The 15,127-nt window shown below is 74.1% G+C and carries 17 protein-coding genes and 1 pseudogene; 7 read left to right on the top strand and 11 right to left on the bottom strand.

The genetic code is table 11. From position 1 onward, the window contains the following. The first annotated feature begins 62 nt into the window (after nucleotides 1-62). From OG946_RS34180 to OG946_RS34170, 3 genes are all read left to right on the top strand, one after another. On the top strand, nucleotides 63-545 hold the full coding sequence (locus tag OG946_RS34180) for a phosphatase domain-containing protein (protein WP_442814565.1): 483 nt from the start codon (nucleotides 63-65) through the stop codon (nucleotides 543-545). Between the two features lie 108 nt (nucleotides 546-653). Next, complete coding sequence (locus tag OG946_RS34175) at nucleotides 654-1,112, top strand: hypothetical protein (protein WP_326799809.1); 459 nt, start codon at nucleotides 654-656, stop codon at nucleotides 1,110-1,112. Between the two features lie 65 nt (nucleotides 1,113-1,177). Then, nucleotides 1,178-2,188: a DUF3048 domain-containing protein gene (locus OG946_RS34170; RefSeq protein WP_326799808.1), complete on the top strand. Its 1,011-nt coding sequence runs from the start codon at nucleotides 1,178-1,180 to the stop codon at nucleotides 2,186-2,188. A gap of 33 nt (nucleotides 2,189-2,221) precedes the next feature. On the opposite strand, the gene OG946_RS34165 is transcribed toward OG946_RS34170, so the two are convergent. Beyond that, nucleotides 2,222-3,211 (bottom strand): zinc-binding alcohol dehydrogenase family protein, encoded by a 990-nt coding sequence (locus OG946_RS34165; protein ID WP_326800454.1) that lies wholly within the window; start codon nucleotides 3,209-3,211, stop codon nucleotides 2,222-2,224. A gap of 241 nt (nucleotides 3,212-3,452) precedes the next feature. Here OG946_RS34165 and OG946_RS34160 point away from each other — a divergent pair, with 241 nt between their 5' ends. Next, complete coding sequence (locus OG946_RS34160; protein WP_326799807.1) at nucleotides 3,453-3,998, top strand: type 1 glutamine amidotransferase domain-containing protein; 546 nt, start codon at nucleotides 3,453-3,455, stop codon at nucleotides 3,996-3,998. Nucleotides 3,999-4,027: 29 nt separating this feature from the next. Here OG946_RS34160 and OG946_RS34155 read toward each other — a convergent pair whose 3' ends face one another. Further along, complete coding sequence (locus OG946_RS34155) at nucleotides 4,028-4,513, bottom strand: hypothetical protein (protein WP_326799806.1); 486 nt, start codon at nucleotides 4,511-4,513, stop codon at nucleotides 4,028-4,030. 95 nt (nucleotides 4,514-4,608) lie between these two features. Continuing rightward, on the bottom strand, nucleotides 4,609-5,694 hold the full coding sequence (locus tag OG946_RS34150) for an ATP-dependent DNA ligase (protein ID WP_326799805.1): 1,086 nt from the start codon (nucleotides 5,692-5,694) through the stop codon (nucleotides 4,609-4,611). Nucleotides 5,695-5,743: 49 nt separating this feature from the next. Here OG946_RS34150 and ligD point away from each other — a divergent pair, with 49 nt between their 5' ends. Both ligD and OG946_RS34140 read left to right on the top strand, forming a co-directional pair. Then, on the top strand, nucleotides 5,744-6,754 hold the full coding sequence (gene ligD / locus OG946_RS34145) for a non-homologous end-joining DNA ligase (protein WP_326799804.1): 1,011 nt from the start codon (nucleotides 5,744-5,746) through the stop codon (nucleotides 6,752-6,754). A 95-nt stretch (nucleotides 6,755-6,849) separates the two neighbouring features. Then, complete coding sequence (locus OG946_RS34140) at nucleotides 6,850-7,755, top strand: Gfo/Idh/MocA family protein (protein ID WP_326799803.1); 906 nt, start codon at nucleotides 6,850-6,852, stop codon at nucleotides 7,753-7,755. A gap of 89 nt (nucleotides 7,756-7,844) precedes the next feature. Here the strand turns inward: OG946_RS34140 and OG946_RS34135 are convergent, their stop codons facing one another. Beyond that, a complete protein-coding gene (locus tag OG946_RS34135; RefSeq protein WP_326799802.1) occupies nucleotides 7,845-8,702 on the bottom strand; it encodes a phytanoyl-CoA dioxygenase family protein in 858 nt (285 codons plus the stop codon). Between the two features lie 240 nt (nucleotides 8,703-8,942). Here OG946_RS34135 and OG946_RS34130 point away from each other — a divergent pair, with 240 nt between their 5' ends. Then, complete coding sequence (locus OG946_RS34130) at nucleotides 8,943-9,977, top strand: hypothetical protein (protein ID WP_326799801.1); 1,035 nt, start codon at nucleotides 8,943-8,945, stop codon at nucleotides 9,975-9,977. 21 nt (nucleotides 9,978-9,998) lie between these two features. On the opposite strand, the gene OG946_RS34125 is transcribed toward OG946_RS34130, so the two are convergent. The 7 genes and pseudogenes from OG946_RS34125 to OG946_RS34095 form a co-directional block, all read right to left on the bottom strand. Further along, nucleotides 9,999-10,550, bottom strand: a complete 552-nt coding sequence (locus tag OG946_RS34125; RefSeq protein ID WP_326799800.1) for a sensor histidine kinase — start codon at nucleotides 10,548-10,550, stop codon at nucleotides 9,999-10,001. After that, the gene (locus tag OG946_RS34120) at nucleotides 10,508-10,636 is read right to left on the bottom strand and encodes a hypothetical protein (RefSeq protein WP_326800453.1); all 129 of its coding nucleotides are present in this window, start codon (nucleotides 10,634-10,636) and stop codon (nucleotides 10,508-10,510) included. Before OG946_RS34120 ends, OG946_RS34125 begins: the two co-directional genes overlap by 43 nt. Before the next feature lie 48 nt (nucleotides 10,637-10,684). Next, nucleotides 10,685-10,858, bottom strand: a pseudogene (locus tag OG946_RS34115) (response regulator); the annotation flags it as partial. Between the two features lie 231 nt (nucleotides 10,859-11,089). Next, complete coding sequence (locus OG946_RS34110) at nucleotides 11,090-12,346, bottom strand: ABC transporter permease (protein ID WP_326799799.1); 1,257 nt, start codon at nucleotides 12,344-12,346, stop codon at nucleotides 11,090-11,092. Then, nucleotides 12,343-13,071 (bottom strand): ABC transporter ATP-binding protein, encoded by a 729-nt coding sequence (locus OG946_RS34105; protein WP_326799798.1) that lies wholly within the window; start codon nucleotides 13,069-13,071, stop codon nucleotides 12,343-12,345. Before OG946_RS34105 ends, OG946_RS34110 begins: the two co-directional genes overlap by 4 nt. Further along, complete coding sequence (locus tag OG946_RS34100) at nucleotides 13,068-14,450, bottom strand: peptidoglycan-binding protein (RefSeq protein WP_326799797.1); 1,383 nt, start codon at nucleotides 14,448-14,450, stop codon at nucleotides 13,068-13,070. Before OG946_RS34100 ends, OG946_RS34105 begins: the two co-directional genes overlap by 4 nt. Next, complete coding sequence (locus tag OG946_RS34095; RefSeq protein ID WP_326799796.1) at nucleotides 14,447-14,989, bottom strand: hypothetical protein; 543 nt, start codon at nucleotides 14,987-14,989, stop codon at nucleotides 14,447-14,449. Before OG946_RS34095 ends, OG946_RS34100 begins: the two co-directional genes overlap by 4 nt. Nucleotides 14,990-15,127 lie beyond the last annotated feature (138 nt).

Genomic DNA, 15,127 nt, shown 5'->3' with positions numbered 1-15,127 from the left:
GGGCCAGAGATCCGTAAGGCGCCCGGTGGGACGCGGCCCGCGGGCGCCCGTAGGCTGGCGGCGTGGCGAAGCGAGACCTCGCGGTGTTCGACCTGGACGGCACCCTCACCGACACCCGGCACCGGCTGCACCACCTCACGTCCTCCCCCAAGGACTGGGACGGCTTCTTCCGCGCGGCCCCCTTCGACCCGCCGCTGCCCGAGGGCGTGGCGCTGGCCCTTCAGTGGGCCGAGAGCTGCGAGGTCTGCTACGTCACCGGCCGCCCGGAGCGCACCCGCCGGGACACCGTGGCCTGGCTCGCCGCGCACGGCCTGCCCGAGGGCCCGCTCTGGATGCGCCGCGCGGGCGACCGGCGGCCGGCCCGGGTGGCGAAGCCGGAGTTGCTGCGCCGGGTGGCCCGCGGGCGGACCGTCGCGGTGGTCGTGGACGACGACGAACCGGTCTGCCAGGCGTACGAGAAGGCCGGCTTCCCGGTCGTACGGGCCGACTGGATGCCTCACGCCGAGCCGCTGCGCGCGGCGCAGGAGGACGAGGGCCGCACGTAGCACCCGCCCCCCGGCGGCTCCGGCGGGAGCGGCAACGCCGGTTGAATCCCGGGCCGGATCGCGGCCCGACCCTCCCGCGCCGCGGCCGGGCGACTACGCTCGGCGCACATGACCTCCCGCGACGACACGGACATCGACGACACGGGTCTCGACGAGACCGAAAAGACCGGAAAAGCCGGAAAGACCGGCATAGCCGCGGCCGGCACCGACACGGGCGACCCCCACACGCCCGGCGCCGGTGACTCCGGTGCGGCGGCAGGACTGCCCGGCCCGCTCGACGGCGAGGAGGGCGAGGACGGCGAAGAGCCGCCGCCGCCCCGGCTGACGCCGCGGCAGGCGCGCCGTGTACGGGCCCTGACCTCCGCCGGCGTGATGGTGGCCGTCGGCGTGGCGATGGTGGTGCGGTTCCGCACGGAGCCGTCGCTGCTGACGTTCGCCCTCTACGGCGGCGCGCTCGTCCTCTCCGGCACCGCGATCATGCTCAGCCGCGCGGGCCGCACCCGGGTCGCGATGGCGGTGCTGGCCGCCGGCTTCGCGTTCGTGGTCACGGACCAGTTGCTGCGCTAGCACCACCGCGGTAGAGGGCGGCCGGGGCGGGTAGGTCATCGGTAGTACGCCGAGTGGGGGGTTCGTTGAACAAGAAGCACGCGGCCGCAGCGGCGGCGCTCCTGGTGCCCGCGGTCGCCGTCGCCGCGGTGCTGTTCGCCCGGTCGCACGGCGGCACCGAGGAGACGGCGCACCGCCCCCAGGCCCGCTCCTCCCCCGTCTCCCCGGCGGCGTCCCCCTCGCCCTCGCCCACACCGGCCGACGAGCCGCCCGCGACCGAGGGCCCGGTGCTCGGCGTGAAGCTGGACAACGCCGCGGCCGCCCGGCCGCACACCGGCCTGGAACAGGCCGACGTGGTGCACGTGGAGCGCGTCGAGGCCGGCATCAGCCGGTTCCTCGCCGTCTACGCCTCCGGGCTCCCCGACGTCGTCGGGCCGGTGCGCAGCGCCCGCGAAACGGACCTGGAGCTGCTCGCGCAGTACGACGACCCCGTACTCGCGTACTCCGGCGCGCAGTCCAAGCTCAAGCCGTACATCAACCGCGCCCCGCTGCGCCCCGTGCCGCCCGAGCAACTGCCCGGCGCGTACTTCCGCGGCACCGACCGCCCCATACCCCACAACCTGTACCTGCGCCCCGAGCGCGTCACCGACGCCGCCCCCGAACTCGCCGGCATGGACGCCGCGTCGCTCTACGAGACCGGCGAGGCCCCGGCAGGCGGCCGGAAGACCGCCGAGCGCACGGTGGAGATGCCGGCCGCGAGCTTCACCTTCGACTGGTCGGCCGAGCGCCGCGGCTGGGAGGTCTCCATGGACGGCACGCCCGCCACCAGCGGCGGCACGCGGCTCGCGCCGCCGACGGTGGTGCTCCAGGAGACGACGATCCGCAAGGGCGGGTTCGGCGACCGGTGGGGCAACAACTCGCCGTTCACCGAGACCGTCGGCTCCGGCGACGCGACGGTGCTGCGCGACGGCCGCGCGTACGCCGCCGAGTGGGACCGGCCGACGGAGGCGGACCGCACGGTGTTCACGACGCCGGACGGGCGGACGATGCCGGTGGCGGAGGGCCAGGTGTGGGTCGTGTACGTGCCGCGAGGCTGACCGCGCCGGGCACCGGTCCCGTCGTACGCGCCCTCAGCCCGCGGCCATCCGCAGCACCGCCGCGCCCCTGACCCGGTCCGCCGCGAGGTCGTCGAGCGCCTCGTCCGCCCGGGCGAAGGGGTACGGGGTGACGGTCGCACGCACCCCGTGCGCGGCCGCGGCGGCGAGGAACTCCCGGCCGTCGGCGCGGGTGTTGGCGGTGACGCTGCGCAGCACCCGCTCGCGGAACAGGTGCCGCTCGTAGTCCAGCTCCGGGATGGTGGTGAGGTGGATGCCCGCCACGCTGAGCGTGCCGCCGGCGTCCAGCGCCTCCAGCGCGACCGGCACCAGCTCGCCGACGGGCGCGAACAGCACCGCCGAGTCGAACGGCTCCAGCGCCGGCTCGTCGGCCCCCGCCGCGGTCGCGGCGCCCAGCTCCAGCGCGAGCCGCTGCGCCGCCCGGGAGCGGGTGCGCACGTGCACCTCGGCGCCCTCGGCGAGGGCGAGCTGGGCGGTCAGGTGCGCGGAGCCGCCGAAGCCGTAGAGGCCGAGCCGGCCGCCGGGCGGCAGGTGCGCCAGGCGCAGCGCGCGGTAGCCGATGATCCCGGCGCACAGCAGCGGCGCCAGGTCCTCGGCGGCGGGCTCCTTGGGCAGCGCGTACGCGTACGGGGCGGGCACCACGGCGTATTCGGCGTAGCCGCCGTCCGCGTCCCAGCCGGTGTAGCGGGAGTGGGGGCACAGGTTCTCCTGGCCCCGCTCGCACCAGCGGCACTGTCCGCAGGTGTGGCGCAGCCAGGGGATGCCGACGCGGGATCCGATGCGCCGTTCGGCGGCGGCGCCGGCCGCGACGACCTCACCGACCGCCTCGTGACCGGGCACGACCGGCGTCTTGTGCGGCGGGAGGTCGTGGTCGCGGACGTGGAGGTCCGTACGGCAGACGCCGCACGCCTCGACCCGGACCAGCAGTTCGTCGGGCCCCGGCTCGGGCACCGGCAGCTCCACCGGCTCCAGCCGGCCCTTCGCGGTGACGACCCAGGCCCGCATGGCCGTCGGCAGCGTGGCTCCCATGCCCCCATCCTCGCGGGCGCCGGTTCTCCCCGTCCACGACGCGCCGGGCGGTGCACCCCCATGCGACCTCGGATGCCCCCGGCTGTCTGCGCAGGGGTGTTCGATCGCGCCACGCCGGGTACCCGCGGGTCGCACTCCCGCGAAGAGATCGGAGGTGATCATCGGCAGCACATGCCGTGACCGGTGACCACCGTGATCGTCGAAAGGACGTGCCCGTATGCGCATCGCATTCCTCATCGCCCCCGAGGGGGTCGAGCAGGTCGAGCTGACCGAGCCCTGGCAGGCCGTCACGGAATCCGGCCACACCCCCCGGCTGGTCTCCACCCGGCCGGGCCGGGCCCAGGGGTTCCACCACCTGGACAAGGCGGACACCTTCGAGATCGACCAGGTCGTCGCCGACGCCACCGCCGACGAGTACGACGCGCTGGTGCTGCCGGGCGGCGTCGCCAACCCCGACTTCCTGCGGATGGACGCGGACGCGGTGTCCTTCGCCCGGGAGTTCTTCCGGACGGGCAAGCCGGTGGCGGCGATCTGCCACGCGCCGTGGCTGCTGGTCGAGGCGGACGTCGTCCGCGGGCGCACGCTCACCTCCTGGCCGAGCCTGCAGACGGACATCCGCAACGCGGGCGGCACCTGGGTCGACGTACCGGTCCAGATCTGCGCCGACGGACCCAGCACCCTGGTCACCAGCCGCAAGCCGGGCGACCTGAAGCCGTTCGGCGAGGCGTTCCTGTCCGAGTTCGCCAAGGCCGAGCAGAGCTGAACCGGGCGGCGGGGCCCGCCTGCAGGGCGTCAGCCCCCGGGGCGGATCCTCGCGCTCCGGGTGACGCGGCGGACGCTCCACTCGAAGCCGCCGCGGCACACCACCGCGTGCCGCTCGTCGGTCACCACGCCGTGGGTGCTGATGCGGGCCCGGTCCGCGGTGCCGGCGAGGACGGGGCGCAGCACCTGGACGGCGGACGAGCTGAGCTTGCAGGAGGCGATGAGCCGGCCGCGGGCGGGCGCCAGGTACTCGAACGAGGCGGACGCGCCGAGCGGCAGCACGCCGTCCAGTTCGCCGGGCGCGTCGCCGGCGGAGAGGATCGCGGCCAGCGCGGCGGCGTCGACGAGGGTGGCGAGGCCGCTGGAATGCAGCGAGCCGATGACGTTCCCGAGCACACCGGGGGCCTCGACGGCGACCTCGGCGGCACCGTCGATGGCGCGCAGCACCGTGAGTCCGGCGGTGCGGTGGGCGGGCACGGGCTCTAACAGCGAGCGCGCCAGGGCGGTGGCATCCATGGAGGCATGGTGCCGGGGGCCGGCGAAGGCGGCGGGTCCGCCAGGCCAACTCCGGCTGACCGGTAGGTTCCGAAAAGTCGCCGGGTGCCGGCCGCTCACTCCTCCTTGCGGGTGGCAAGCACCTCGTGCAGGTCGTACGTGACCGGCTCCTCCAGCTGCTCGTAGGTGCAGCTCTCCGGCGTGCGGTCGGGGCGCCAGCGGCGGAACTGCGCGGTGTGCCGGAAGCGGGCCCCGTTCTCCATGTGGTCGTACGCGACCTCCAGCACCCGCTCCGGCCGCAGCGGCACCCACGACAGGTCCTTCTGCCCGCTCCACCGGCTCGGCGCCCCCGGCAGCCGCGCCGACTCGTGCGCCTCCTCCTTCGTCCAGTCGGCCCACGGGTGCGTCGCCTGCTCCTCGGGCGTCTCCATCCGCAGCGGCGCCAGCTCCTCGACCAGTTCGGCCCGCCGCTTCATCGGGAACGCCGCGCACACCCCCACGTGCTGCAGCACGCCCTTGTCGTCGTTGATGCCGAGCAGCAGGGAGCCGACCACCGGCCCCGACTTGTGCCAGCGGAAGCCGGCGAGCACCACGTCTGCCGTGCGCTCGTGCTTGACCTTGACGAGCACCCGCTCGTTCTGCCGGTACGGCAGATCGGTCGGCTTGGCGATTATCCCGTCGAGCCCGGCGCCCTCGTACTGCTCGAACCACTCCCCCGCGACCGCCAGGTCCGTCGTCGCCGGCGCGATGTGCACGGGCGCCCGGGCGTCGGCCAGCGCGCGCAGCAGCGCCGCGCGCCGCTCGGACTGCGCGGTGTCCAGCAGCGAGTCGTCGCCGAGCGCCAGCAGGTCGAACGCGACGAAGCTCGCCGGCGTCTGCTCGGCGAGCATCCGCACCCGCGAGTCCGCGGGGTGGATGCGCTCGGTGAGGGCGTCGAAGTCGAGCCGGTCGCCGCGCACGATGACGATCTCGCCGTCCACGACGCACCGCTCGGGCAGGTTGGCCTTCAGCGCCTCGACCAGCTCGGGGAAGTAGCGGGTGAGCGGCTTGCCGGTGCGGCTGCCGATCTCGACCTCGGCGCCGTCGCGGAAGACGATGGCGCGGAAGCCGTCCCACTTCGCCTCGTAGAGCATCCCGGGCGGGAGCTTCTTCTGCGGCTTGGCGAGCATCGGCTTCACGGGGGGCATCACCGGCAGATCCATGTGCGCAACGGTAAGGCGGGATTCGGACATCCGCCTTACCGTTACGCACATGGGTGCAGCGATTCAGCTCCAGGCGGGCGACAGAACAGTGCGGCTGTCCAGCCCTGACCGGGTCTTCTTCCCGGCGAAGGGGTACACGAAGCTCGACCTCGCGCAGTACTACATCGCCGTCGGCGACGGCATCGTACGGGCGCTGCGGGACCGGCCGACGACCCTTGAGCGCTATCCCGAGGGGATAAGCGGTGAGTCGTTCTTCCAGAAGCGTGCGCCGAAGAACACGCCCGACTGGATCCCCACCGCCCGCATCACCTTCCCCAGCGGCCGGTACGCGGACGAGATGTGCCCCACCGAACCGGCGGCGGTCGTCTGGGCGGCCCAGTACGGCACGCTGACGTTCCACCCCTGGCCGGTGCGGCGCGGCGACACCGAGCACCCGGACGAGCTGCGCATCGACCTCGACCCGCAGCCCGGCACGGACTACGCCGACGCCGTGCGCGCCGCGCACGAGATGCGCGCCGTCCTCGGCGAACACGGGCTCACCGGCTGGCCGAAGACCTCCGGCGGCCGCGGGATGCACCTGTTCGTGCCGATCGCGCCGCGCTGGACGTTCGTGCAGGTGCGCCGCGCGGTGATCGCCGCCGGGCGGGAACTGGAGCGGCGGATGCCGGAGCAGGTCACCACCGCGTGGTGGAAGGAGGAGCGGGGCGAGAAGGTCTTCGTCGACTACAACCAGATGGCCCGCGACCGCACCATCGCGTCCGCCTACTCCGTGCGGCCCCACCCGCACGCGCCCGTCTCCGCGCCGCTGCGCTGGGAGGAGGTGGACGACGCCGAGCCGGACGACTTCGACCTGGTGACCATGGTGAAACGCTTCGCCGAGGTCGGCGACGTGCACGCGGACATGGACGACCACGCCTTCGACATCACCTCGCTGCTTGAGCTGTCCGCGCGGCAGGAGCGGGACCACGGCCACGGCGACATGCCCTACCCGCCGGACCACCCGAAGATGGCGGGCGAACCGAAGCGCGTACAGCCCAGCAGGGCGCGGCCGGAGGAGTGACCGCGGGCGCGGGACGGCGCCGCCGATGCCGTGCGCGGCGGCCCGGGCACGGGCCGCCCGGCCTGCGGCGTACGGTGTGATCGTAGACTCGGCGCATGCGATTCGGACTCCTCGGCACCGGCCCCTGGGCGGAGCGCGCGCACGGCCCAGGACTGCAGGCACACCCGCGGGCGGAGATCGCCGGCGTGTGGGGCCGGCGTCCTGAGGCGGCCCGCGCGCTCGCCGACCGCTTCTCCACCCGCGCGTACGAGGACGTGGACGCCCTCCTCGCCGACTGCGACGCGGTGGCCGTCGCGCTGCCGCCCGACGTGCAGGCGCCGCTCGCGGAGCGGGCCGCCGCGGCGGGCTGCCACCTGCTGCTGGACAAGCCCGTCGCCACCGAAGTGGCGGCCGCCAGGCGGGTGGTGACCGCGGTGGAGCGCGCTGGGGTGGCGTCCGTGGTCTTCTTCACGATGCGCTTCCGCGACGAGACCGCCGGCTGGCTGGCCGAGCGGGCCGGCGAGGAGGGCTGGCTGGTGGGCCGCGCCGACTGGCTCTCGCCGGTCTTCGCGGGCGCCGACAGCCCGTACGCAGCCTCGCCCTGGCGCGGCGAGAAGGGCGCGCTGTGGGACGTCGGACCGCACGCGCTGTCGATGCTGCTGCCGGTCCTCGGCGACGTGGACCCGGCGGTGCCCGGCGCCGTCACCTCCGCGCGCGGCCCGGGCGACACCGTGCACCTCACGCTGCGGCACGCCTCGGGGGCGTCCAGCACCTGCACGCTGAGCCACACCATCCCGCCGCAGGCATCTGGCGTCACCGTGCAACTGCACGGCACGCCGGGCGTGCAGACGGCGCCGGACCGGGACGACGACGGGCCCGTGCCCGCGTTCGTACGGGCCGTGGACGCCCTGCTGGAGGCGGCCGAGAGCGGCCGCCCCGACCCCCGCGACGTACACCTCGGGCTGCGCGTGACCGAAATCCTCGCCGCGGCCGAGGAAGGGCTGCCGGCCGCGGGCGAGTGATCCGGCGGTAGCCGCCGGGCCCGCGACCCCGAAGGGCCGTGGCGCCCGCCTGTGCGGCGGGGGCCACGGCTTTCACTTCCGCCCCGCCGTCAGGATCCCGCCGGGGCCTGCGCGGTGGTACGGGCCGCGGGGACGACGCCCAGCAGGCGCAGCCGGTCGAGCGCCGTTTGCCGCGAGGCGATACCCGCGGCCCCGGCCGCCCACTCGTCCCACTCCGGCCAGCGCGCGCGGTCGAACCCCGCGTCCTCGTACTCGTCCTCGGCGAGCAACTCCCCCACCGTGCGCATGCCGTCGGCGTCGCCGAGCCCGGGCCACCCGAGGTACTCGGTGCGCCACGCCAGCCGGTTCTCACCGCCCACCGAGCAGTGCAGCAGGTGGGCGTCGAACGCCAGCATGTCGCCCGGCTCCGTCGGCAGCACGGTCTCGGGCACCGGCCAGCCGGGGAACCCCTGGTTGGCGGGGTCGAGATCGTGGTACGCGGCCAGCCGGCGGGCGTACGCCGGGTCGTGCGACCCGGGCACCACCCGCAGCGCGCCGGTCCGCCCGGTACGCGGCTCCAGGTGGGCCAGGAACGTGACCCCGGGCACATCCGGGCCGACGTCCGTGTGCCAGCCGGAGTTGCCGGTGAAGCACACCGCACTGGGTACGGAGGGCACGGTCATCCGCCCGCACAGTTCGGCCGAACCCTGGAACAGCCGCGGGTCGTCGGCGATCAGCGACTGGCTGAAGGGCGTCCGGTCGGCGGCAAGCGGCAGGTAGTCGCCGCGGATGCCGCCTTCGCCGTACGGGTCGGTGTCGGTGCCGAGAGCCCCGTAGGCGTCGGTAAGGGCGGCGGTCACCTCGGCGGTGAGCCGGTCGGTCTCCTCGTACGTGAGCAGGCCGCGCAGCACCACGTACCCGAAGGCGCGGAAGTGCTCTCTCTGCTGGTGGCTGAACAACGACGTCATGACGTCGTCTCCTCTCGTCTCGATGGCAGGTCGTCTCGCGCATCGGGCGGGAGGAGGGCCACGGGCCCGTCAGCGTCAAACGAATCCGGTTCGCATGGCGCCCACCGTAGCCACGCGGCCCCGGTGTCCGCCACGGGGTTTACCTGTCCGCGGCGTTCGGGGGTAGGCGCGTACGGCACCGGGCCAGTGCCTAGACTCGCCCCGACCACTGATCTTGACCACATCGGGGGGTTTGCGCCCATGGGCACGAAGAAGACCGCCATCTCCACCGCCGCCGCAGGACTGACCGCGCTGCTGCTGGCCACGGGGTGCAGCGGCGGTGCGGACGACGACGGGGGCGGCGCCGGCGACGAGAAGGCGCAGCCCCGCCCGGTGATCAGCGAGGGCCAGGCCCGCAAGGTGCTGGAGCGCTACGTCGAGACCAACAACGCGGCCAACGCCGCCCTGGACCGCAAGGCGCTCGGCGAGGTCGAGGGCGGCGCGCTGTACCAGCAGAGCCAGGCGCAGTACCGGCAGTTCCCCACGTACGAGAAGAAGTACCAGGCGCTCTACAAGAAGCCGTTCCGCTACCGCGCCGACGAGGCCCAGTACTACATACCGGCCCGCGGCGACTGGTACATGGTCGACGCCCCGGTGGAGGGCCCCGGTTACGACGAGGGCGACCGCAGCCTGCTGGTCTTCGAGCGCGCCGGCGGCGGCACGTGGAAGAACGTCGCGTCCGTCGGCATCCAGGGCCGGATCCCCGAGGTCGCCCGCGGCGACGGCGGCCTGCCCACCGTGCTGCCCCCCGGCACCGAGGTGGGCACGACCGCGCTTGACGGCCTGGACGACGCGGTCAACGACCTCTATGTCTCGGGCGGTAAGAAGGACGGCAAGCTCCTCGCGGACAGCGAGGTGCGCAAGAACATGGTCAAGGACCACGCCACCCGCCGGGACTGGATCAGGCCCGAGCACGACGGCTACTTCGAGACCGAGTTCGAGTCCCAGAACCGCAAGTGGGACGACGCGTACAAGCCCGCCTTCCCCGACGTCTACGCGCTGCGCACGGCCGACGGCGGCGCGCTGACGGTCTTCAACTCCTACGACGCGCGCGTGGACTTCGCCACCCGGCCGGGCTTCCACATCATCCCGGGTGATGCCACCAGCCTGTACGTCAAGGAGAAGGAGCCGCTGGGCGTACGGGAGTACTACGCCGTGCAGAACGCGGCGCACGTACCCGACGAGGGCAAGGTCGAACAGCTCGGCGGCGAGGTGGAGATGATCGGCGCGAGCTGACCGCCCTCCCCCCCGTTCCGCTCACCAGTCCGCCGGGTCCGGCGGCGGGAACTCCACCGTGACCGCGAGCCCGCCCTCAGAACCCGGCACCGTGGTCACCTCGGCGCGGTGCGCGGCGGCGACGGCGCCGACGATGGACAGCCCGAGGCCGTAGCCGCCGCCGGCCGCCCGCGGCTGCAGCCGCTGGAACGGCTCGTACAGGTCGGGGATGCGCTCCGCGGGGATCCGCGGGCCGCTGTTGACCACCCGCAGCATCGGATGGCCCGTCTCCCTGACGTCCGTGGCGACCCGCACCCAGCCGCCTGCCGGGGTGTAACGCAGCGCGTTCTCCACCAGGTTGCCGACGAGGCGGGCGAGGAGCCGTTCGTCGCCCGAGGCGACCGCGGGGCGCAGCGAGGAGTGCAGGTCCTGCGTGCCGGGCGCGGCCCGGGTGCGGTCGTGCAGCACCTCCCGTACCACCCGGGCGAGGTCGACGGGCTCGGCGGCGACCAGCCCGCTCTGGCTCCCGGCCAGCGTCAGCAGCGCCTCGATCAGCCGCTCCTGCTCCTCCCCGCGGCGACGACCCGCTCGCACACGGCACGCAGCGACGCCGCGTCCGCGCCCGGGCGGGAGAGCGCCACTTCGACCATCGCGCGCTGGAGCGTCAGCGGCGTGCGCAGCTCGTGGGAGGCGTTGGCGACGAACCGGCGCTGGGCCTCGAACGCGGCGTGCAGCCGGGGCAGGTCGCGGTCGAGCACGATCACGTCGTACTCGCTGCTCGTGGCACGGTCGATGGCCTCCTGGCCGTCGTACGCGAGGTCCGTGTCCATGCCGTCCTCGCGCAGCCCGGTGGCGACGGTCTCGGCCAGCTCCCGGTGATCCTCCACGATCAGCACACGCATGCCGTCAGCGTGCCGGAGACCGCGTAAGCCCCCGGTAACAGCCGAGGTCACCTGGCTGGGGTGGCCCGAAGGCGGCTCGTCTCGACGGGCGGCAGGACGGCCGGCGGCCGGGCGTACGCCGCGGGCGGAGCCCCCGCTGCTCGGGGGGACAGCGGGGGCACCGCGGTCTGCGTGGGCGTGGCTGCGTATCGGTGCACCGTCCGGACTCCCCCGGGCCGGTGCACCGGTACGTCAGGTGGTGGCCAGCGCCTCGGTCGGAGGCAGCCGGGCGGCGCGCACCGCCGGGTAGAACCCGGCGAGGCCGCCGATGAGGAGCGTCGCGCCGATACCGCCGGCCATCGCCCATATCGGCACCACCGTCGCCCAGTCCTGGGACGTGGCGTAGCCGACGGTCACGCCGATGCCCAGGACCACGCCGCCGAGGCCGCCGAGCGCGGACAGCAGCAGCGCCTCGCAGAGGAACTGGCTGCGGATCTGGCCGCGGGTGGCGCCCAGCGAGCGGCGCAGGCCGATCTCGGAGCGGCGTTCGAGGACGGAGATGACCATGGTGTTGGCCACGCCCACGCCGCCGACGATCAGCGCCACCCCGCCGAGTCCCAGCAGCAGGCCGCTGAGGGTCTCGTCGGTGGCCTCCTTGGCCGCCAGGGCGTCGGAGGGGCGGGAGACGGTGGCCTCGTTGGGGTTCTCCGGGTTGGCGGTGGCGCCGAGGACCGACTGCACGTCCGCGACGGCGGATTCGTCGGTGCGGGTGTAGATCGTCGTGGGGGTGCCGGCGAAGCCCAGCTCGTCCTCGGCGACGTCCCAGCCGACCAGCGCGGCCGAGTCCAGCTCGGGCACCAGCTCGTTGTACGCCGTGAGGCCCACGACCGTGAACCACCTGCCGCCCAGCCACACCTGCGAGTCGGGCCCCGCCTCGTAGACCCCGAGCTGCTCGGCGGCCTTGGGCCCGAGGACCACCGCGGGGTAGCGGCTGTTCGCGCCGTTCAGCCAGCGTCCTTCGGTGATCTGCAGCCCGACGGACTCCGGCAGATCGATGCGGGCCGCGCTCACACTGAGGCCGCCCGTCTGCTCTTCGGGGATCCGGTCGTTGCGGAAGACGTTGGCGTCGACGCGTCCGACGGCGGAGACGTTCTCGACCTCCGGGATGGCCCCGATCATGCCCACGGACTCCGCCGGCAGGCTGGCCTGGGAGCCCGAGAACGACTGCCCGGGGGTGACGGTGAGCAGGTTGGTGCCCAGCGCGTTCAGCCGGCGGTCCAGATCCTCCGTGGAGGAGGTGGAGATGCCGACGACGCCGATCATCGCGGCGATGCCGATGGCGATCCCGAGCGCGGAGAGGAACACCCGCATGGGGCGCGAGCGCAGCCCCGAGCCCCCGACCCGCAGCATGTCCGCCGGGGTCATCCGGGCGGGCTTCGGCGGGGTGGGCGGCGGCGGTACGGGCGGCTGCGCGCGGTCGAGCTCCGCTGTCGCGTGCGGCGCGGTCATCGGACGGCCTCCTGGGAGAGCCGGGCGGCCGGGAGGGCCGCGGCGGGGGCGGAGTCGTGCTCGATGCTGCCGTCCTTGAGGCGGACTTCGCGGGGCAGGGAGGCCGCGATGTCACGGTCGTGGGTGATGACGACGACGGTGGTGCCGGCCTCGTGGAGCTGGTGGAGCAGCTCCATCACGACCGCCCCGGAGCGGGAGTCGAGCGCGCCGGTGGGCTCGTCGGCGAGCAGCAGGGGCGGGTCGCCGAGGACCGCGCGGGCGATGGCGACGCGCTGCTTCTCGCCGCCGGAGAGCTGGTGCGGCTCGTGGTAGAGGCGGTGGCCAAGACCGACGCGGCGCATGGCCAGCTCGGCGAGGCGGCGCCGTTCGGCGCGGGTCCGGCCGCTGTAGAGCAGCCCGTCGGCGACGTTGTCGAGCGCCGGGACTCCGGGGGCGAGGTGGAACTGCTGGAAGACGAACCCGATGGTGCCCGCCCGCAGGGCCGACAGCTCCCGGTCGCTGAGCCGGTCGATGTCGTGGCCGTCGATGCGGACGGTGCCCGCGGAGGGGCGGTCGAGCGTCCCCATGATGTTGAGCATGGTGGACTTGCCCGAGCCGGACGGGCCGACGACGGCCAGCAGCTCGCCGCGCCGGATGACGACGTCGGCGGAGCGGAGGGCGGCGACGTCACCGTAGGTCTTGGTGACCCCGGTCAGCTCGACCACCGGATGGGAGAGGACGGTCACTTCGGAACCCCCACGGACATGCCTTCTTCGATGCCGTCGCCGGTGATCTCGACCAGCCCGTCGGCGAACATGCCCAGCTCGACGGGCACGGACTCCGTGCTCCCGCCCGCGGTGACCTTCTGCACCGCGTAGCCCCCGCCCTGCCGGGCGACCAGCGCGTTCACGGGCACCGCGAGCACGTCCTCACGCGTTTCCGCCTTGAGCACCACGTCGACAGGCGCGGCCTGGTAGCGGCCGAGCTTGTCCTGCTCGCCGACGGTCAGCTGCAGGGGCAGCGTGGACTCCTGGTCCTCCTCGCCCTGGCCGCCGGCGTCGCCGGAGCCGGAGCCCGTGGCGGCGGGCGGGGTGCCGATGTCGGTCACCTTGCCGTCCACGGTGGTGCCGTTGGGCAGTTCGATCTCGGCCTTGGTACCGACCCGTACGAGGTCCTCGAACTGCGCGTCCAGCTCCACGGAGACGACCCGCTCGGTGCCGGTCCAGTCCAGGACCGCGCCCCCGGCCTTGGCGCCCGGCCAGGTCTGCAGCGCGGCGACCCGCCGGGCGCTCTCCGCGGTCACGGCGTCGCCGGCCTCGACGACGCCGGTCTGCTCCCGGCCCATGTCCTCCTGCCATTCGGACACCGCGTCGGCGGTGTCCGAGCTGTACGTCCCGTCGACGGTGAACCCGGTGTAGCCGAGCTTGTCGAGGTTGCGTTCCAGCAGCTCGACGTCGCCGCCCTCGCTGCCGTCGGACAGCGTGCGGTACAGCGGTGTGTCGCCGTAGAACAGCGGGACCTTCTCGCCGTCGACGCTGTACACGGTGTCGCCGCGCCTGATCGTGGAGCCCTCGTTGGGCGTCCAGGTGACGATCCCGGAGCCCGTGTCCGCGGCGTCGCCGGCGGAGCCGGCCGCGGTTCCGCCGCCGCCGGCCGGCTGGCCGGAGCCGGGATCCGCGCCGGGGTCGGCGCCGCCGGCCGCCGGGGCGATGGCCTCGACGGTGGACACGTCGCCGTAGCCCAGGGTGCCGTCCACGGTCTCGCTGCTGGTGAGCGTCGTCCGTTTCACCTGGGCAGTCGCGGCCGGTCCCGACGGGCCGGCGGCGGGCTCTTCCGAGTCCTCGCCGCCGAGCGCGCCGGTGGCGGCGAGCCCCGCCGCCGCGGCGACGCCGATCGCGATCACCACGATCAGCGCCATCCGCAGCCTGCGGCTCTTGCGCACCGGCTCGGGGCCGCTCGGCGCGCCGTCGCCTTCGGCCGGCGGGGCCGCGGTGGCGAGTTCGCCGCCGGGACCGCCCGCCTCGGGGTCACCGCCCGCGGTGAGCGGCCCGGGCGGGCGGACTTCCAGCGTGCCCGGTGGCCGTTCCCGCAGGTTCAGCTCCTCCGTCTCCTCACGGCTGGTCACTGCGGGCCCCCGCCGATCCGCATCCCGCCGCCGGGGTACTTGTCCTGGCATGCCTGCCGGGCGGGCTCGAACGTCGTCGGGTCGGCGGCACCGATGTCGACGACCATGCTGTTGCCCTCGATCTCCGGGTCGGGGAAGTCGGGCACGCCGTTCTGGCGGATGCACTCGGCCCACTCCGCGACCTTCTCGGAGTCCAGCGGCTCACCGCCGTTGGGGCCGCCCTGGCGCTGCGGCTGCTTGTCGCGGCAGGCTTCCTCCGCGGCCTTGAACTCGGCGGACTCCGGGTCGAAGCCGCCCTGGTTGAACATGACGCCGCCGGTGTCCTGCACCGGGTCCTTGAACTCCGGCACCCCGTTGTCACGCATGCACTGCGCGTACTCGACCGCCTGGTCGAACGGGCTGCCCGGAGAGGCGGACGTGCCGCCGTCGGAGGAGGCGGCCCCGGAATCGTCGGAGCACCCCGCCAGCACGACGCTGACGACGAGTGCGGACGAGGCGAGCAGGGTCTGCGCGAATGCGCGTTTGCGTGTGGTGAACATGGACCCAAGTTCTACGCGAGCGCCGGTCACACGGCGGATACAGAACGCCGCCGACGAAGAGCATCGGCGGCGGCTTTCATGAGAATTCCATGAATGGGGTTCTGTCGGCGGTGCTCAGCGCGTCGCGGGGGTGCGTTT

The sequence above is a fragment of the Streptomyces sp. NBC_01808 genome, from assembly GCF_035917395.1.
In the GTDB taxonomy this organism is placed as follows: Bacteria; Actinomycetota; Actinomycetes; order Streptomycetales; family Streptomycetaceae; genus Streptomyces.
Note: the sequence above shows the minus strand (reverse complement) of the source record. Positions and strands in the feature narration are given on the sequence as shown.